Genomic DNA, 20,038 nt, shown 5'->3' with positions numbered 1-20,038 from the left:
TCATTCCCAAAATGATTGATTCTAAAAAATCGCCCAAAGTTAAAAAGGATTTTGAATAGGTGTTTCGATCTCAGACAAAATTCACGGTGTGACTGTTAAAGTTTCGGTGAAAGTCACGCCGTGAATAACCCAAGACAGAAGCTCTGCTTCCTAACAGAGCGTTTCGATCTCAGGCAGAATTCACGGTGTGACTGATAAAGTTTCGGTGAAAGTCACGCCGTGAATAACCCAAGGCAGAAGTTCTGCTTTCCAAAAGAATGTTTCGATCCCAGACAAAATTCACGGTGTGACTGCGAAATGCTGGTAAAAGTCACGCCGTGAATAACCCAAGGCAGAAGTTCTGCTCCCCGAAAAGAGCATTTTATGCTCAAGCAGAATTCACGGTGTGACTGGTGTTTGTGAAAAGTCACTCCGTGAATAACTTCAAATAGCAGCTCTGATTCCCGAAAAGAGCGCTTCAATCTCAGACAGAATTCACGGTGTGACTGCAAAATACTTGTGACTGATAAAAACATTCTATCTTTAACCCCAAAAAATACTATGATTTTTGAAACAGGATACCTCTACCACATTTACAATCAGGGCAACAACAGGTGTAAGGTTTTTTTAAATCAGGACAACTATTTTTACTTTCTGAAAAAGGTCAAAACATTTATCAGCCCCTATGCTGACCTTCTTGCATGGTGTTTAATGCCCAATCACTTTCATTTTATGGTGTTAGTGAATAAGGTAGAAATAGAATGTTCAAGCATAAAAGAGGCTGTTCAAGATAAAAACAGACAAAAGCCACGATCACTTAATGACTCCATTGGGATTATGCTGCGTTCTTACACCCGTGCTTTCAATATTCAAAATGGCCTAAGCGGAAAATTATTTCGCGAAAAAACAAAAGCAGAATGTATAAATTGTCCGAAAGGAATAGCACCATCTTTTTTTATACAAGATGGAATTACACAAATGAACATTACCATTCCTGAAATGCAATACCCGCAAATATGTTTCGATTACATCCATCAAAATCCTGTAAGAGCAGGGTTGGTGAAACGAAGTACAGACTGGGAATACTCTTCGGCAAGAGATTATGCAGGCTTGAGGCAGGGAAAGCTCGTGAATAAGACGCTTGCTGCAAAATATGTTGATGTATCTGGGCGACAAGTCACGCCGTGAATAACCCAAGACAGAAGCTCTGCTTCCCGAAAAGAGCGTTTCAATCTCAGACAAAATTCACGGTGTGACTGCAAAATGCTGGTAAAAGTCACGCCGTGAATAACCCAAGGCAGAAGTTCTGCTCCCCGAAAAGAGCGTTTTATGCTCAAGCAGAATTCACGGTGTGACTGCAAAACACTCGTGAAAGTCACGCCGTGAATAACTCCAAACAGAAGCTCTGCCTTTCAAAAAGAGCGTTTCGATCTCAGACAAAATTCCCGGTGTGACTGCGAAATGCTGGTAAAAGTCACGCCGTGAATAACCCAAGGCAGAAGTTCTGCTCCCCGAAAATAGCGTTTTATGCTCAAGCAGAATTCACGGTGTGACTGGTGTTTGTGAAAAGTCACTCCGTGAATAACTTCAAATAGAAGCTCTGCCTCTCAAAGGAACGTTTCAATCTCAAACAGCATTCACCGGGTGACTCCTGATGGGTTTATTTTTGACGATTCGATGTCAGCCACTTGACCAATAATTCTATTCGTTTTATTCCAGCAAACTTACCCGCACCTTTTTCTTTTTAAGTTTGCTGTTGTTTAACTGTTTAATCAATTCAGCCGATTTTGTGGCAGGTACCGCTACGAAAGCACAATCCTGTTTTAATTCGATGGTTCCCAGTTCGTCCTTGTCAAGATTTCCCAGCTTGAAAAACAATCCAGCAATGTCGCCTTTGGAAATCTTATCCTTCTTACCACCCGAAACGAAAAGCGTTGCCCATTTACTTTTAACCGGTGCATATATGGCTTTAATTTCTTGCTCTTCCGATCCTTTGATGAAATCAGGTAGATCTTCATTTTCCCATTTCAAAACGTAGGCGGTGCCATTGCTGTGCATCCTTGCTGTTCGTCCGTTGCGGTGTATAAATTCACGCTCCTTTGGTGGAAGCTGATAATGGATGATGAAATCCATTTCGGGGACATCGATGCCCCGGGCAGCCAGATCGGTGGCGACCAATAAACGATGGGTGCCGTTTCTGAATTTTATCAATGCGCGTTCGCGATCAATTTGCTCAAGCCCGCCATAAAAACAAGCATGGGGGATGTGATTTTCGTTGAGAAAGTCGCTCACATATTGAATGGTTTCCTTGAAATTACAAAATACAATTCCGCTTGCATCACCAACGAATGCCAGCAATTTCACAAGGGTATTCAACTTATCTTTTGATGGAGAAATAATGGTTTTGATGGTGAGTAGTTTTGGAGCCTCATGCAGGTAATCCAACCTTTCGGCATTTTTGATCCCGACAAATTCAGGTATTTCAATGTTTTGGGTAGCAGAGGTGAGGATCTTTTTTTCGACAGCTGGTAAGGCTTCAACGATTTCCATCATCTCTTTTTCAAAGCCCACTTCCAGGGATTTATCAAACTCATCCAACACCAAAGTTTTTATTCTTTTCGTCGAAACGGTTTGTCGCCGCATGTGATCGGCAATTCTACCCGGAGTTCCAATTAAAATAGCCGGAGGGTGCGCCAGATCAATTTTATCCTTCGATCCGACCCTTCCACCATACACAGCATTGGTTTTAAAACCGCTTCCCATTTCACGTGTAACTTGCTCTATCTGGATGGCTAATTCGCGTGAAGGGACTAAAATCAAAACCTGGACTTCCTTGCAGTCAGGATCGAGATCGGCAATAATGGGCAAGAGGAAACCCAGGGTTTTTCCCGTTCCCGTGGGTGATAAAAGCACTATCTCGGAATGTGTTCGGATGGCTTTGTGCGCATCCTGCTGCATCTGATTGAGCTCCTGGATTCCCAATTTATCCAATATGGATTGCAGATTTTTATTTCTAGCTGTCATTTTACAAAACTACCAATATTATTCAGCAGAAAGCCGCGATAATTCCCAATGGTGACTGGTGTTTAGAAAAAGTCACCCGGTGAATACCGCCAGGCCAACAAACGAACCTTCTGACTAATGTTTTAGGTTTAGACCGAATTCACAAGGTGACTGATTTATAATAAAAAAGCTCCCGAAGACGCATTGGCCTTCGGGAGTTTTTACTTGGTTAAGAAACTCATCTGGTGGGTCTTCAACTAAAACGTTTATTCGAAAAGATAGATATGTACACCTGATTGGGGATCTATTGTGAACCTTCCTCCAATTAGTCGAACCCATTTAACTGGTTAACATTTTCGTTCAGTTTGATGTCATTTCTGGCGATGTGCCAAAAGTTTCCAGCTTTGGCTTACGGGTTGAAACTGGTAGGGATTTTACTTTTTCATAAAAGTTGTAATCCTACACAAAAAAGCTCTTGATGCGATGCGTAATTCTGCACATTAGTCAAACACCCGTAGCCCTCCTTTTCGAAACATGTTTCTATAATCCGTTCATTTTATGAGTCTTATTCCGATTCGGGCCAAGATTTATATGATTAAGTCCATTTCAAAAAGTCAAATGCCTTTATCCTTTAAATTTATCGGAAGGGTAGCGGTAAGTGAATTTAAATTCGATGAACGCTGACTTTTTAGAACGAAATCATAATGGTTAATTGTAAATAAAAACACGCGAAACTACTCTTGAAACAGGGTAAATGCCAAGTGAACCATTTGTTGAACAGCCCGTTAGTTTTTTGAACTAAAACATAAAGTATGAAAAATGCTTATATTGCAACATATCCTCCCCGCCAATGTGGGATAGGGACTTTTACCAGAAATCTTTTCAATTCCATGGTGGCTTCGGATATTGATGAACCTCACCATAAAAAGAGTTTCATCATAGCCATCAACGATTCTGAGGAGGAGTTAAACTATCCCGAAGAGGTGAAGCTTTCCATTAGGCAAGAGTTTCAGGAAGATTATCTGGTTGCCGCAAAATACATAAACATGAGCGGTGCCGATTGTTGCATATTGCAGCATGAGTTTGGTGTTTTTGGTGGCAAGGACGGGGTGTATATTTTGCCCTTGCTCCACCAGTTGGATGTGCCGCTTATAGTAACACTGCACACCGTGATACAATCTCCCTCTTTCGCCCAGAAAGAAATACTGCAACGGATTTGTAAGATGGCCAACCGGATAGTGGTTATGAGCTACAAAGCAATAGAAATGCTTGTTGAGATTTATGAAGTCCCAAGAGAGAAGATTGCCTATGCAGAACATGGTGTGCCCAACTTCCGGTATATTCAGGAGGAGGTAAAGAAGGAGTTTAAGCTCGAAAAGAAAAAGGTCATGCTCACATTTGGCTTTGTTGGCCGAAACAAGGGTATTGAGACTGCCATACAAGCGCTGCCCAAGGTAGTCGAAAAGCATCCGGATGTTTTATATATTGTTTTGGGTAAAACCCATCCCAACGTAATCAGGCATTCGGGAGAGGAGTATCGTCTTTACTTAACCCAACTCATCGAAGACTTAAAACTTGAGAAAAATGTGGTTTTGCTCAACAAATTTGCAACACAAGAAGAGCTCTTTAAGTATTTGTATGCATCCGATATCTACATTACACCCTATTTAAATGAGGCACAGATAACCAGTGGAACGCTCGCTTATGCCGTGGGAACAGGCTCTGCAGTTGTCTCAACTCCCTACTGGCATGCTACTGAGCTATTGAGCCACGGCAGAGGTGTTCTCTTTGATTTCGGCGATACCGATGAGTTGTCAAACATTTTAATAGACCTGCTTGATAATCCCGAAAAGCGCCTTGCGATACGCAAGAAAGCTTTAGAGCACGGAAGAAAGATAACCTGGCCAAAAATTGGTTCCATCTACAATGACATAGTTGAAAAAGTAGTTGATGAAGATATTAAAATTGAAAAGAAAGAGGTTATCCCCTTCGATATTTCTCTTTTACCAGCGTTTTCTATTGAGCATGTAAAGCGTCTTACCGATGATGCCGGCATAATTCAACATGCGAAATTTGGAATACCCAACCTTAAAGAGGGCTATTGCCTTGACGATAATTCCAGGGCGCTGCTGATGGCTCTGATGACCTATAAAGTTAAAAAAGACACTTCTGCCCTTAGGTTGTGCCCGATCTATCTGAGTTACATTCATTATATGCAAAATCCCGGTGGCACTTTTAGAAACTTCATGAGCTTTAACAGGCAATTCCTCGACGAGGTAGGATCGGAAGATTCTTTTGGAAGAACGATTTGGGCAATTGGATATATGCTGGATAATTCACCTAACGACTCTTATTACCAAATTGGCAGACTTATTTTCGATAAAGCCACACCGGTTTTCGATAAGCTGAAATCCATTAGAAGCATTGCCAATACAGTAACAGGCGTTTGTCACTATTTAAGGAGTAATATGTCGGATGATGTGATGATCGAAAGACTGAGAAAGCTGACCCATGTTTTAGTTGAGCATTATGAGCAAAACTCACATGATAACTGGAATTGGTTTGAACAGCTATTGGCCTATGATAATGCCATACTTCCCTTAGCAATGCTCCATGCAGCTGAGATTTTGAATGAAGATGCTGTTAGAAAAGTTGCTTTCGATTCGATGCATTTTTTAATGGATCACACCATGCGTAATGGATACTTATCTGTTATTGGAAACGAAAAATGGTTTAAAAAAGATGGTGAACGATCTGTATTTGCCCAGCAGCCTATCGATGCTATGGGGATGGTTTTGATGTTTCGACAAGCCTACAATATCTCGAACGACAAAAAATATTTAAGTAAATTATTCAAATCCTTTAAATGGTTCCTGGGAGAAAATGATTTGCGAATGAATCTCTTTAACCATGAAACAAAAGGTTGTTTTGATGGCCTTGAGAGCTATGGCGTAAACCAAAATCAGGGAGCTGAAAGTACTTTGGCCTATTTAATTTCCTATTTAAATGTGTTGAAAGCACAAGAGGATTACTACCTTAAAGAATAAGATAACACATTGTTGTCTGGTAAAATGAAACGATTGATGCTTAAATGTCTGATAAATTGCGTCCCTGCGGGACTTGGTTAAATTGGTGTTTCCTAATTTTTTCTACCTAAATTTAGCTTTTAACGGAGCTGTTTCTTTAGGGACAAAATATGGGTAGAGAAAAAGTTGAGAGAAATAATCAAGACCCGCAGGGACGACATAATTTAATGGACAACAATAATTAAAACACTAAAAATGAAGAAAACATTAATTAAAAGATATCCCAACAATCCTATTCTCACTAAGGACGATATTCCGTATCCGGTGGCAACGGTACACAATGCCGGCATGGCAAAACACAATGACGAATACATCATGCTTTTTAGGTCACACAACCTAAATGGTCGGAGCATTATTGGAAAAGCTGTGAGTAGCGATGGGTTTAATTTTAAGGTAGATTCAGAACCGTTTTTAACACCTGCTACCGAAGGAGTTTTTAAAACCTACGAAGCTTATGGAGTAGAAGATCCCCGCATTGTATTTATCGATGGTGAGTACCTAATCACCTACAGTGCTTATTCGCAGCATGGTGTGAGGATTGGACTGGCAAAAACCAAAGATTTTCAATCCGTAGAACGATTTTCGATGATTACCGAAGCCGATTTTAGAAATGTGGTAATTTTCCCCGAAAAGTTTAACGGATTGTATGCGCGCCTGGATCGTCCTCATTCCGACATTTCGCCCTGGGCTATCTGGATTTCTTTTTCGCCCGACCTGAGGTATTGGGGAGATTCGGAATTGATAATGAAGCCCGTGCAGTATCATTGGGATGAAATGAAAATCGGGCCCGGTGCAACGCCCATTAAAACTCCGCGCGGATGGCTCAATATTTATCATGGTGTTTACCCAACCATGTCGGGCAGTGTTTATCGGCTTGGTGTTGCTTTGCACGATTTAAATAATCCTGCAAAAATAATAGCAGTAGGCGATGAATGGATTCTTCAGCCGGAGGAAACCTACGAAATTACGGGCTATGTGCCCAATGTTGTGTTTTCGTGTGGCGCAATTCCCGAACCTGACGGAACCGTAAAAATTTATTGGGGCGCAGCCGATACGGTGATGTGTGTCGGGACAGCAAACATAGAGGAACTCGTGGATCACTGTCTCAACAGCAGCAGAAGCGCTCTGTAGCATGAAAATTTCTAATTATTTGTGTACGGTTAAAATCCAAAGATTCTTCGCTACGCTATTAATGACAAGTTTTTGTAATTAATTGGAACGCAGTAGATTCCTCCTTTCAGTCGGAATGACACGATTGGCGCGGGTAGAGGGGGTGGAAGGTTCGGGCGCGTAGCGCGCGAACCTTCCACCCCTAATCCCTAACACAGCGTGTCATTTCGACTGGAAAATGTACGAAGCAAATTTGGAGGGAGAAATCTATTTAAAAGGATATTATGTTTGTCGGACAAAAGCATTTAAAATAAAAACAGCATAACTATGAAAGTCGCAATTTTATCACCCATAGCCTGGCGCACACCGCCCGAAAAATATGGTCCCTGGGAACAGGTGGCATCTAATATTACCGAAGGACTTGTAAAAAAAGGAGTGGATGTAACTTTGTTTGCCTCGGGCAATTCGCACACCAAAGGAAAGCTGCAATATGTTTCGCAAACGGCCTATGCCGAAGATCATTCGCTTGATCCCAAGGTGTGGGAGTGTCTGCACATCAGCCACGTAATGGAACAGGCATCGAAGTTTGACATCATTCACAACAACTTCGATTTTCTTCCGCTTACATATTCCCGATTAATCGAAACGCCAATTGTTACAACTATCCACGGCTTTTCGTCTCAAAAAATAATTCCGGTTTTTAAAAAATACAACAGCAACAATTTCTATGTTTCAATTAGCAATTCCGACCGAAGCCCTGAACTTGACTATACTGCCACAGTTTACAACGGGATAGAAAGCAAGGATTTTACTTTTAACGCAAATCCTAAAGACTATCTATTGTTTTTTGGCAGAATACATCCTGAGAAGGGAACCTCGGAATCCATTCAGATAGCAAAAAAGGCAAACAAGAAATTGATCATTTCGGGTTTAATTCAGGATGAAGCCTATTTCAATGAGAAAGTAAAACCTTTTATCAACGATAAGGATATTGTTTTTGTTGGCAATTCCGGGCCAAAAGAAAGAGATAAATTGCTGGGAGAAGCCCTTGCTTTGCTTCATCCCATTAGCTTTGACGAACCCTTCGGACTGAGCGTGGCTGAGGCTATGTTCTGCGGAACGCCTGTAATAGCTTTCAACCGAGGTTCTATGCCCGAATTAATAGATCATTCAAAAACGGGGTTTCTTGTAAATACTGTGGAAGAAGCCGTTGAAGCTTTAAGCAAAATAGATTCCATCAGCCGAAAAAATTGCCGTGATTGGGCATTGTCTAATTTTAGCCTCGAAAAAATGGTGGATGGCTATCAGGATGTTTATAAACGAATTTTACACAAAAAGTAATTGATAAAATAGTTATGATGAAGTCAATGGATTTACAACGAATTGTAAAACGAAAAAAAATAAAAATAGCAGGAGATCCCTCTCGGGTAATTGCATTACCTCATATTCCGACCGAGTTGTCACGAATAGGAAATATAATATTCAGAGTTCTAAAACTTACTGATAAGAAGGCTGAAAAACTTTTGCAGGAAACCTTATTTCTGTTTGCCGATCGTCATAAAAACATTCAAGAGCAATTTTTGAAACATTACGACAAAATAGCTGACTACGTTCCAAAGGTCACCATTATTAACAAAACCAAAAAACTACTTATTGGAGCCTATCTCACCATGGAGTATTCCATTGAATCTGCTGCACTTTTCAATCCATCCATTGTTCCTCATCCCGATCAAACCTTACTTCCAAAAGGGAGCATGAGGTTTATTATGAGTTTGCGGGCAACGGGTGAAGGACATATTTCGTCCATCGTTTTTAGAAGTGGAACAGTAGATAAAAATTTCCTGTTCAACTTCGATAGTGTTTCAGAATTTGTGGAAACTCCGGCCATGGTTCACGATCCTTTCTATAACAATGAGTTGTTTAAACTGAAATTAGAAGACATAAAAGCCTGGAACGAAACCAGCAAGAGGATTTTGAGCCAGGTCCCTGCGTTTTTTACCTATGCGGATTTGAAACTGAGTATTCAGGAGATTTATTCAAATACCGATTTTGAAGCAGACGGCTGGACTATCAATGTTATTAATTGGTTGGCAGACTCTAACTACAAGGTGAAATTTGATGATGAAACTGCTGTTTCCGAACGGGTAATATTTCCTGTTTCATCTAATGAAAGTAAAGGTATTGAGGATGCCCGTTTCGTTAAATTCACCCATGAAAACGGAACCGTAAAATATTACGCAACCTATACTGCTTTCAACGGGCAGAGCATTTTGCCCCAATTAATTGCGACAAAAGATTTTCAAACTTTCGACATCATAACCCTTAACGGGGAAGGGGTAAAGAACAAAGGTATGGCTCTTTTTCCCAGAAGGGTGAATGGCAAATTTGCTATGTTGTCGCGGCAGGACGGTGAGAACAATTACATCATGTTTTCCGATAATATGCACTTCTGGAACAGTTCCAAGCTCATCCAGCGGCCCAGACAACCGTGGGAATTTGTGCAGATTGGAAATTGTGGCTCGCCCATAGAAACAGATAAAGGCTGGCTGGTACTCACGCACGGTGTGGGTAGCATGCGCCAATATGCAATTGGAGTGATTTTGCTGGACCTCGACGACCCTACCAAGATAATTGCGCGTCTAGAACAACCGTTGTTATCGGCCACCGAAGAAGAACGGGAAGGATATGTCCCAAACGTTATCTATTCCTGTGGAGGGATGGTGTTTAATAATACCCTGATTCTTCCGTATGCCATGTCTGATATTGCATCCCGAATTGCTGTGGTAAATTTGGATGAGCTCTTTGGGAAAATGAAATTCAGTGCTAAAGTTAAATAGGGGAGTGGCGGTTGGCGGCAAAGCCGCCAACCGCCACTCCACAACCCAAAACTTACAGAACCTTTGTCATTCTGAGTGAGAAGACCAAGAAAAAATTGGTCCACATAACGATATGACAAAACCGTTTTCATAGCACTAAAGTCATGGTGTTAATGATATTGGTTTTTTGAAATAGTTTTCTCCCTCCAAACTCTGCCACGCAGAGTTTTCCAGTCGGAATCTACTGCATTCCAATTATTTACAAAAACTTGTCATTAGTAGTAGCGATGCGAAGAATCTATGGATTTTAACCGAACAGTAGTGATTACCGATACAAAGTGTTCGTCAGTGTTGTCTATTCCTTTTTTTTCTGAAGTTCTTTAGTCTTTTATTTTTATTGGTGTTAGCCTTACTACTTTTCTTATTGGTACTAATATTATCAATTGTTGTATGTCTTCCTCTGCCATGTTCAATTTTGACTACATCAGGCTTTATCAAAAAAGGAACAATAATAAACAGGGCACAAATAGCGATGAATACTACTGTAATTATTCTCCTTACCAGCTTTCCTTGAAACATTCTATTGTACAAACTAACAATCAGCTTCCAATGTAAAATGACGTGAAGCGCTACTAATGCAAGTAATACAAATCCTATTATGAGATGAATTGTCCCCCATTCGTGCCTGTAAATTCCAAGGAAATAAAGATCAACTTTGTCGCCGTACACAATCCAGCTTTCTCGCCCGGAGATCAATGTGTATTTTATTAAAAACCCGATTCCGGCAACGGCTGCCATGCAGATGAACATTAAAACGTCTATTATAAAATTGATTGTTGATTTTTTCATGATGCGCTCTCCTCCATAATTTTTATCTCTTTTGTTGGCAAATCAATGAGTTTACAAATTAGATCGTCTACCTTTAGGCTAGTGTTTTCTATTACATTGGTTTTAATCTTATTGCATTTTTTGCTAAACAACAATTTGAGATTTTATCATTTCTGAATTTCTATTAGCAAATTTATTATCTCACTCAAGTTTTCATCATTAACAATTTCAATTTTTGCACATGGTCCATTATAAAACTTCTGAACTCCTTCTGATAAGGTTGCTATTTCGTGGTTTGTAATTATTTCTCTAATTTCTTCTTCTTTCATCATTGCAACAATGATAATTTTCTTTTTTCGGATTTTCAAAAACGCAAAATTCTTTTTCTTGCGTAATGAGATATAATATCTCTGAGAGTTAAATTGTAAAGTGGGAATTTTTTCAGCTAAAATTCCTTTAATCTTTAAATAAATTGCCTTAACATTTTCGTCAACATCTTCCAAATGGAAGCTTTCAGAGTATACTGATTTCGCCTTTTCTTCGTCTTGTTTTTCCGAAACAATGTCAATGTTTTCAATGTTTTCGAAGTCAGGTGTTAATGTAAATATTGAATTAGTCGGATTGCCATTGTGGCAATACTCTTTTAAAATGGCGACTTTCACCAATTTTCCCCAGGTATCTGTATAGGTTTCTGTTATTTCCGGCAGTTCCCTCTTCTCTCCATCGATGATTAAGAGAATGTTTTGGCTGTTTTCAATTGTGTCTTTTATAAATTTAAAAATCTCCTTAAACCCAATCTTTGATTTCAATTCCTGTCGCAACAGTTCGTCATTTTCAAATATTGAATATAGCTTTTCAATTAACTTCCCTTGACTATTCGGGTTTTTAAAGAAAGCAAAAAACTTTGTTATCTGAGGGAATATGTGGTTAAAGAAGCTGTGTTTAACTAATTCAACTTCAACCAAATAAAATTCAGGATTGTTTTTGTCAGAAAAATCGATTAAAAACCCATCTGGAATTACGCCACCAAAAGTGTCATTATCAATTTTCTTTTTTGCATCAACGTAGATTGTGTTCTCTCCAAAAAAAGTTTTAGAGTTTTCAACAACTACTCTCTCAAAGTCTGATTCTAATTTGTATTGTTTCTCACAATATCTTATTCCGTTTTGATAAATTACTGTATTCATATTTTGTAGTGCTATTTTTTTCTTTATCAAGTACAAACATTTTATTCCTTTTTTTATATTCTAAAAATCGCCCAAAGTTAAAAAGGATTTTGATAGGGAACAACAGCATCACCTATTTTCTTTATCATCGCTACCTGTTAATAGCATTCTTTAACTGTGGTCATTTCTATTTAAATAAAAAACTCCCGAAGATCGATTGACCTTCGGGAGCTTGTTGTGTTATGGCTTTTTGTAAAAAACGCAGGTAGTTCTCTTTAAAAACAACTTTCGTTTAATTAGCACCTATGTTTCCGTGGCAAATAATGTTGTTAGGCGCCACTGCTGTTTGATAAATATTAATATAGCCAGCGTAAACCAGCCAGGTATCATAAGTGATAACCTCACCACTGTTCAGTTTGCTGATATTTGTGTAGCTTTTGCCGGTGGTACCGTCAACACTGCTCAGTGTTTTTGTTACAGGTCCAGTTGTTGTAATCGAACCCACGTGAATGGCTGCGGGATAAACCTCCTCGGCAATAACTCCTGAAAGGTCGAGGGTTACAAGCGTATTCCCGTTTACCCTTTTTTCAAACGTTGCGATTCCGGATACTCCGAATGTGCCAATCGTATCCATTGTATAGGTTTTTTTCAGGGCAGTAAGTACATTTCCGCCAATGTCGCCCTGGGCCAAAATTACATTGGGTTCGGTGCTACTTTTAACGACTTTTACAAATCCGTCATAAACTATCAACTGATTGTAGGTTAAAGAATTTACTTCGGTAGAACTGGTGCCGGAAGCATCAACAGGATTAAGCACCTGAACAATTGTGCCTCCTTCGGCAATTGAATTACTGTACAAAGCAGCGGGATGACTTCCTGAAGGAGCACCAGACAACTTGATAGTAATGGTTGATGTGGTCGAGCTTGTTTCGATGAAAGTGACAGTGCCTGTAACACCAAGAACATCTTGCGTCTTCAGCGTGTAGCTTGTTTCTCTTGCAGGTGAATCATCTTTTTTGCAAGAGGTTACGGTTAATAATAGAAATGCCGCCAAAACCATTGCAAATGCAGTGTATGCTTTTTTTATTTTTATCATTTTACCTTGAATAAATTTCCCATAACTGATGGGTCAGTTGTGAAAATATTTTCACGGTGCAAAAGTAATAACCTTATGAATAACAGCATTACAAAATTCAGAATAAAATTTACATCAATCACACATTATGCATTTGAAATCCACATAGTTTTCTTCGAACACGATCGATTTTGGTAGTACGTTTTAATAAAAAAAGCTCCCGAAGGCGCACTGGCCTGAGGAAGCTTTTGAGAAGTATTACAAGTTTAATTTATCTAATTCGTTGCATCACGCCTTCGGTGATTCGGTCGCATCGGCTGAATCCAAATTCAAAGACGTTATTGTCATTTGTAACTTCGTAGAGCTTCTCTTTTAGCATCTCTTTCGAGCGGTGTATGCGTACTTTTACATTCACCTCCGTCAAATCCAAAGCAGTCGCGATTTCATTTATGCTCATCTCTTCCACTTCCTTCATTATGTAAACCGTCCGGTACTTAATGTCCAGCTGGTCTATGGCGTTTTCCAATAGTTGTTTGGCTTCATTCCGTATCATTTTATCCTGCGGATTTAGTTGTTTGTCATCTGGAATTTCGAAAATCAGGTCACTCTTCAGGTCATCCGATTGCCCGTTAAAATCGTACAACTTGCCTTTTTCTCTCAATCGGGCCAGCGTCTCGTTTATTCCTATGCGGATAAGCCAGGTGGAAAAAGAGGATTCTAATTTAAACTGATACAGTTTGGTAAAAGCCTTAACATAGCTATCCTGCATTATGTCTTCAACCTCAGCCTCCTCTTTTATGTAGCTTCTGATTACCCGATACAGTTTTTGATTATTCCTTCTGACCAAAATTTCATAAAGCTCTTTTTCGCCACCTATGATGCGTTTGATGACTTCGCTCTCTTCAATTTTGTGGTTGTTAAAATCATTGAATTTTATAGCTTCCATTTTAATAGTCTTTTAGGTTTAGATTGGAAAGATTGAAAAAGGTTACAGGGTTTTGTAACTTTTTTCGTAATCCCTCATCAAAAGCTGTAACAAATTTATAAACAATTAAATATTAATACTATGAACTCAAATGCGATTTTAGTAAGAAACATTTTAAAGTACACCTTTGTTTTGGTGCCAATCGTTGCAGGGCTCGACAAGTTCCTCAACATTTTAACTACGTGGAGTCATTATGTCTCTGATGGCATGGCTGCCATGCTTCCTTTCGAACCTTCTACCTTTATGATGATCGTCGGGGTTATCGAAATTGTAGCGGGGATACTCGTTTTAGTAAAAACGAAAATCGGTGCCTACGTGGTTTCCGCCTGGCTGGCAGCCATTGCATTGTCACTGCTATTTAGCTGGAGCTATATGGATGTGGCCGTGCGCGATCTGGTGATGGCCATTGCTGCTTTTTCGTTAGCGAAGCTATCAGAGAATAATCTCATTAAATCAAATAATTAAAAAGATTTGTAACCTTTTCCGGCATTCTAAATCCAATGCTCATTGACAAACAAACTTCAATAAATCATTAATAATTAATACAATATAATTATGAAAAATCTAAATCTAAAAAAGTTGGTCATACTTTCACTGTGCATTGGCGCAATGTTTTTCACAAGCTGCAAAAAAGATGATGTTGTAGTACCAGACACCGGATTGAATAATGCTGTGTTTAAAGAGCAAATGCGGTACTTATGGTCTGATCATGCCGTATGGACACGCGATGTAATTGTTGCAATCCTAGACCAAAGCGCTGTTACAGACGCTTCATTACAGCGGTTGCTGGCAAATCAGGTGGACATCGGCAATGCTATCAAGCCCTATTATGGCGATGCTGGCGGTCAGGCATTAACTGATCTGCTCACCGAACATATTGTTGTGGCAGGCGAGTTACTCGTTGCGGCCAGGGATGGGGATACGCGGGGTTTTGATGATGCAAATGCCAAATGGTATAAGAATGGCGACGACATAGCTATATTCTTAAATACTGCAAACCCTGAAAACTGGGCGCTCGATCACATGAAGCAGCACATGAAAGACCATTTGGATTTCACCCTGGCCGAAGCAGTTGCTCACTTACAAGGGAATTACGCTGCCGAAATAGAAGCTTATGATCACGTTTATGAGCAATTGATGCACATGTCTGATGGGATCGCAGATGGAATCGCAAAACATTTTCCCGATAGGTTTTAATTAAAAACCGGAAAGCTCAGGGAAACGCTGTCCTGACGTGAGAAAGCTTAAAAAACTCTACACATCACGTAGTGGCCTAAAACCCGCTGCGTGATGTTGTTTTTGGAGCTAATGATAAATCGAATCCACGAATTCACGCGAATGATGCTAATGAACACGAAAAGGTAATATCGCTTCTGGAGTTTAAAAAGTAACTTCCCGTCAGCTATCATCGGCCATTAGTTTAGCTATTAAGCTGCAAAACGAGCATTAATGGATAAGGTATTAGCGAATAGGAGGACAAAGAATTAGTTGGATTATGATAGAAATCCCTTGAAATCGTACAAGCTTAATAGCCACTCGGTTTAGATCAAATTCAACGGCTGACTGGGATTTATTTTTTGACGATTCGATGTCCTGTGGACGATCGAATGTCGCCGTCGGAGTACAACTTCTTGCGATCCGACCTTTGAAGAAATAAAAACATAAAAAGAACTGTTTTAAAAAATCACTCCGTGAATAACGCAAGGTCAACTAATGAAAGCAAAATCGCTATCGGCCATGTTTTGTGTAAAATGAATCTTAATGGTCAACTTTTCTCATGTTTGGCTTGTTGGTGTTTTCATGCGTGTTTACCCGCTCATTATTAGTTTTGAAAATGTTTCGTTTTTTAAATTTAAAAGGATGCATAAAATGAGAATTTTACCTATGTTTTTAACCCTGTCATTTGGGTTAATGCTTTTTAGTTTTACTTCGGCGCAAAGCAAGGCAGACACCGAACAAATTGTTGGCAACGCAAACACTTTTATGAAAGCACAACACTATAATGAGGTCGCAGACAACTACTTGCTTTATCTGAACGAAAAAAACCTGGAAGGTATTCTTTCGCTCTACGCAGATAATGCTACCGTAGAAGACCCGGTTGGTAGCGAACTGGTGATCGGAATGGCGGCGCTGCGGAAATTCTATTCCGGGGCTGTTAACATTGACCTGAAGCTCACGCGGACGGGTCCGGTGCGTGTTGCCGGTATTGAAATAGCGTTTCCATTTCAGTTGCTGATGAATGTAGACGGCACACCGATGGTAACCGATATCATTGATGTATTCCGTTTTGATGAAGCAGGAAAGATTGTTTCAATGCGCGCCTTCTGGGGGCCAACGAATCGCAAACCAGCGACAGAATAATCCCACACAGCTCATCGGGGAATTTTAATAATTAACGCTTTTTTTACCTCCCCAATTGGAGCAACAGTGCGCACGCATTATTCACTAACCCTGCCCTTCAGGGCGGGGGTCAGGTAAACCACCAAAATATTCGCGGGCTTTAGCCAGCTGTCCTTTGAAGTCCGTATTTCTTCATAAAATCATAGCCTTTTTTATGTTTGAGGCTAAAGCCCTACTGATTCTCGCATCCTTTGATCCCCGACCTTCAGGCCGGGGTTAGTAATCCTTGTATGTTTGCACACCTTAGTCAATTGGAGAGGTGAACTCTCTGCATGGCTATAAGAGAGTTTGTTAAACAAATTGCTTTGACTTGAGCCAACCTATTATGTCATGGAAGAGAGTTCCCTTTCCGTCCGTCAGTGGGCGGACGAAAAGATCGGTGATGGAGCATTAGCACTTAATTGATTACAATATTATTTCAATAGCTCTTGAGGAGTAAAGTCAGCATCTATAACCTCTTCGGATGTTTCGGCCGGGTGATAGAAATCGCCGGGGTCTGATGGGAAATAGGTTCTTACAATGCCTCTGCCTTTATAATATCCAACCCGAACGTCTCGGGTAGGCGTTTTGTCCAGGAGCATATCAACCGCTGTGTCGGCCACAGCTTCTACTTTCACCGCATCCATGGCCCCGTGAGCTTTCATCGTGTCGATCATTTTATCGGTAGCAACAGTGTTGGGGTACAACCTGTAAAGTTTGATATTTTCGACGCTCTCTTTTTGCAGATCTTTTTCGAGATGGAATAGTCCGGCAGCAAGACCCATCTTTGCTGTGCCATAGCCAAGTCCAGAACCCATAACGACAAGTGCTGACTGAGAAACAACCGTCAATATCCTTAATTCATTTTTTTTCTCATCCTTAAACCTGCCGGCCAGATAATGCGCTATTTCGTAAGGCGCTTTCATGTCGAGCTCAATGAGTTTCCAGATGTCGGCAAAAGGGGTATCCAGTGACTGGCCTTTCCAGGTTCCGGCGTTATTAATAAAAATATCGAGGCGGCCATTGTCGTTGTAAACACCTTCAATCACCGTCTTCATGGCATCAAAATCAGTAATGTCAGCAGATCTGATATCTACATTCCCACCTTGTTTTAGTAATTTCTCCTGTGCTTTCTCCAACTTTTCCAGTGTTCGTGCCACCAAATAAACGCGCGCACCCTGCGCCGCCAAAGCGGAAGCTATCCCAAAGCCAATGCCCTCGCTACCACCCGTTATTATTGCTACTTTGTTTTCTATCATTTTGATATAGTTTTAATGTAAAGTGTCAGATTCGTTAACAGCTGGCAGTTTGGTTTGTTGCAATTGCTAACGGGTTGAAAAAATCAAATTAGCGAAAAGGATAAGGCTCTAAAAACCTTCCCACAAGGGGTCAACAACCGCCGGGGTGTCGATAGCTTCACCATTAAACGCATACGTTTTCTGGCTCTCGCTTTTCCGGTTTTTTTGAGGGCGCAGCTTAGTAATAGCCCAGTACCTACAACGGTTTGCAGCTACAAGAAGTGGTGAACTTCGGAACCGAGATTTTTCTGCTAAGATAAAATTTCTTGCAAAAGAAAAATGTGAATTTACCGCATTTTTCGCCATTTCTTGTAACCGCTGTTATATCCAGTGGTAATTTATTTTTAAGGATATTTCGCTAATAAACTAAATAAGTCTGACCAATTTACTTTTCCGTAATTTTTACCCATTCTTACAATAACAATATTTTTAGATGGGTTAACATAAATAAATTGACCTAATATTCCTTCAGCTATAAATTCACCATTATTCGATGGCAACCACCATTGGTATTGATACCCTTCATCGCTTCCTTCGGTTACATCAATTTTTGTAGATTCTTCTACCCATTTTTTAGACACTATTTGTTTGCCGTTCCAATTTCCTTTATTCAAATATAGTCTCCCAATTTTTGCAAAATCTCTTGCTCTCGCATTAATGCAACAAAACGTTTTTTCAGTTCCTTCACTTTTTTTATCGATACTCCAAGAAGCATCATATTCCATTTCAAGAGGTGTCCATAATTTTTCCTGAAAATACTGCGTAATCGTTTTCTCTTCCAATGCGCTTTGTAAAACAGAACCTAGAAGTTGTGTATTTCCACTGACGTATTCAAATTTTTCTCCAGGTGTTCTTTTTAATTTTAATTTAGAAACCTCAAGCTTTAAATTTCTACCGTAATAAAATGATGCAGTTTCGCCAAATGGATTGAAATAACTCTCACTGAATTTTATTCCAGAAGTCATTTGTAACAAATGCTTAATTGTGACTTTTTCAAATCCATTTTTTTTCAATTCAGGAATATAATTTGTTATTGGTTCATCTATGGATTTTATTAAACCATCATCGATTGCGCAACCAATTAAAATGGAAGTAACTGATTTAGCCATAGAAAACGAAGGAATAATACTTTCTTGATTATATCCTTTAAAATATTTTTCATATTGAATAGTATCGTTTTTAATAATTAGAAAAGCAACAGTTTTATTATCTTCTAATACCTTGTCAAAAGCTACAGATTTACCACCATATTTTAATGTATCTGGATATTTACCTTTTGAAATTGAATTGAACTTAAATTTACTTTCATTAGACGTTAATTGTCGTGATGGAAATTTTTTATAATCTTTTATATCAGCGAAGTTATAAACCACAAATCGACCAAGTTTACAGGATGAAAAAACAATTGAAATAATAATTACAATTCCTATTCGATACAATTTTAATTTAGTCATATTTTATTTTGTTTAATTATTAATTTTATTCTTTTTAGAGTCGAAATAATTGTTCTCCAACCAACATTGCAACGTGAGCAAATATATGTCCAACAAATGCAGCTTCAAGTCCTTTTTTCCAATAAAGCCATCCAAAGAAAATTCCTGCGATTGAATTACCAACTAAAATATAAGTTAATAATGAAATTGTTGGATTACTAACAACACTGAAGGCAACTGGAAAATGTCCAAATGCAAAAAGAATAGTAGCCAAAATTATACCTGTCCAATAAGTATAGCTATTAAGTTGTTTGGTCATTTTAAAAACAAGCCAAACGATTAAAGTCATAAACCCAAATCGCATTAATAACTCTTCTGTCAGACCACCATATGCAAATCTCGCAATTATTGTTATTTTAATTTTGTTGCCTAGTTCTACAAACTCTTGCGGTAATGAAGATTTAAAAATAATCCCAACAGTTATTGTCAAAATGCCTGTTATTAGGCCTAAAATGACCCCAAATTTTATTTGCTCTAAAAATGAAATTTGTTCATTCTCTGATTTAAGAAGAGACGTGATTGTTGGGACAGTAAGTTTAACTTTTTCAAACAAAATCGTCCCAATAACAACAGAAACAAGCAATAATATTGCTGGTTTTATCAAAGTCAAAAGTTTAATAGTCTCTGGTGTGAATTTATCTAAGACTTGTTTTGGCAAATTGTCAAGTGGAATAGATACAGTTAGCAATGATAAAATGCCTAATGCTCCCAAGGCAAATAATGTAAGTCCTAACTTTATTTTAAATGTCATAATTTATCGTTTAAGTTTTGTTGTCTGTCAAAATGCTTGCTGCTAACGTTTTGTGTATGGTGCGTATCC

16 protein-coding genes are annotated in these 20,038 nt (G+C 39.2%); 8 read left to right on the top strand and 8 right to left on the bottom strand.

The genetic code is table 11. From position 1 onward, the window contains the following. Positions 1-540 precede the first annotated feature (540 nt). The gene (locus tag VFC92_00580) at positions 541-1,167 is read left to right on the top strand and encodes a hypothetical protein (protein ID HZK06669.1); all 627 of its coding nucleotides are present in this window, start codon (positions 541-543) and stop codon (positions 1,165-1,167) included. A 522-nt stretch (positions 1,168-1,689) separates the two neighbouring features. On the opposite strand, the gene VFC92_00575 is transcribed toward VFC92_00580, so the two are convergent. After that, complete coding sequence (locus tag VFC92_00575) at positions 1,690-2,970, bottom strand: DEAD/DEAH box helicase (protein ID HZK06668.1); 1,281 nt, start codon at positions 2,968-2,970, stop codon at positions 1,690-1,692. Between the two features lie 824 nt (positions 2,971-3,794). On the opposite strand from VFC92_00575, the gene VFC92_00570 reads away from it, so the two are divergent. The 4 genes from VFC92_00570 (at position 3,795) to VFC92_00555 (ending at position 10,015) form a co-directional block, all read left to right on the top strand. Next, entirely contained in the window at positions 3,795-6,029 is a 2,235-nt protein-coding gene (locus VFC92_00570; protein HZK06667.1) for a glycosyltransferase family 4 protein, read from the top strand. 234 nt (positions 6,030-6,263) lie between these two features. Then, positions 6,264-7,199, top strand: a complete 936-nt coding sequence (locus VFC92_00565; protein HZK06666.1) for a glycoside hydrolase family 130 protein — start codon at positions 6,264-6,266, stop codon at positions 7,197-7,199. 306 nt (positions 7,200-7,505) lie between these two features. Then, a complete protein-coding gene (locus tag VFC92_00560) occupies positions 7,506-8,519 on the top strand; it encodes a glycosyltransferase family 4 protein (protein ID HZK06665.1) in 1,014 nt (337 codons plus the stop codon). 14 nt (positions 8,520-8,533) lie between these two features. Further along, a complete protein-coding gene (locus tag VFC92_00555) occupies positions 8,534-10,015 on the top strand; it encodes a glycoside hydrolase family 130 protein (protein HZK06664.1) in 1,482 nt (493 codons plus the stop codon). Positions 10,016-10,339: 324 nt separating this feature from the next. On the opposite strand, the gene VFC92_00550 is transcribed toward VFC92_00555, so the two are convergent. The 4 genes from VFC92_00550 to VFC92_00535 all read right to left on the bottom strand — a co-directional run bounded on the left by VFC92_00550 (position 10,340) and on the right by VFC92_00535 (position 14,009). Beyond that, on the bottom strand, positions 10,340-10,843 hold the full coding sequence (locus VFC92_00550; protein HZK06663.1) for a DUF4405 domain-containing protein: 504 nt from the start codon (positions 10,841-10,843) through the stop codon (positions 10,340-10,342). Between the two features lie 146 nt (positions 10,844-10,989). Further along, positions 10,990-12,039 carry a DUF5655 domain-containing protein gene (locus tag VFC92_00545; GenBank protein HZK06662.1) on the bottom strand — a complete coding sequence of 350 codons (1,050 nt, stop codon included), beginning with the start codon at positions 12,037-12,039 and terminating at the stop codon, positions 10,990-10,992. Between the two features lie 241 nt (positions 12,040-12,280). After that, positions 12,281-13,084, bottom strand: coding sequence for a hypothetical protein (locus VFC92_00540; GenBank protein ID HZK06661.1), 804 nt, complete (start codon positions 13,082-13,084; stop codon positions 12,281-12,283). A 250-nt stretch (positions 13,085-13,334) separates the two neighbouring features. Then, positions 13,335-14,009: an RNA polymerase sigma factor gene (locus VFC92_00535; GenBank protein HZK06660.1), complete on the bottom strand. Its 675-nt coding sequence runs from the start codon at positions 14,007-14,009 to the stop codon at positions 13,335-13,337. 120 nt (positions 14,010-14,129) lie between these two features. Here VFC92_00535 and VFC92_00530 point away from each other — a divergent pair, with 120 nt between their 5' ends. The 3 genes from VFC92_00530 (at position 14,130) to VFC92_00520 (ending at position 16,409) form a co-directional block, all read left to right on the top strand. Beyond that, positions 14,130-14,513 carry a hypothetical protein gene (locus tag VFC92_00530; protein HZK06659.1) on the top strand — a complete coding sequence of 128 codons (384 nt, stop codon included), beginning with the start codon at positions 14,130-14,132 and terminating at the stop codon, positions 14,511-14,513. Positions 14,514-14,603: 90 nt separating this feature from the next. Beyond that, positions 14,604-15,245: a hypothetical protein gene (locus VFC92_00525; protein HZK06658.1), complete on the top strand. Its 642-nt coding sequence runs from the start codon at positions 14,604-14,606 to the stop codon at positions 15,243-15,245. Positions 15,246-15,809: 564 nt separating this feature from the next. Then, entirely contained in the window at positions 15,810-16,409 is a 600-nt protein-coding gene (locus VFC92_00520) for a nuclear transport factor 2 family protein (GenBank protein HZK06657.1), read from the top strand. Between the two features lie 452 nt (positions 16,410-16,861). Here the strand turns inward: VFC92_00520 and VFC92_00515 are convergent, their stop codons facing one another. From VFC92_00515 to VFC92_00505, 3 genes are all read right to left on the bottom strand, one after another. Continuing rightward, positions 16,862-17,686: an SDR family NAD(P)-dependent oxidoreductase gene (locus VFC92_00515; protein HZK06656.1), complete on the bottom strand. Its 825-nt coding sequence runs from the start codon at positions 17,684-17,686 to the stop codon at positions 16,862-16,864. A 383-nt stretch (positions 17,687-18,069) separates the two neighbouring features. Continuing rightward, positions 18,070-19,179: a serine hydrolase gene (locus VFC92_00510; protein ID HZK06655.1), complete on the bottom strand. Its 1,110-nt coding sequence runs from the start codon at positions 19,177-19,179 to the stop codon at positions 18,070-18,072. A gap of 34 nt (positions 19,180-19,213) precedes the next feature. Further along, complete coding sequence (locus VFC92_00505) at positions 19,214-19,969, bottom strand: CPBP family glutamic-type intramembrane protease (GenBank protein ID HZK06654.1); 756 nt, start codon at positions 19,967-19,969, stop codon at positions 19,214-19,216. Positions 19,970-20,038: the final 69 nt, after the last annotated feature.

This window comes from Bacteroidales bacterium (assembly GCA_035647615.1).
Taxonomy (GTDB): Bacteria; Bacteroidota; Bacteroidia; order Bacteroidales; family 4484-276; genus SABY01.
The sequence above is the reverse complement of the archived record's forward strand: the minus strand, read 5'-3'. Positions and strand labels throughout refer to the sequence as shown.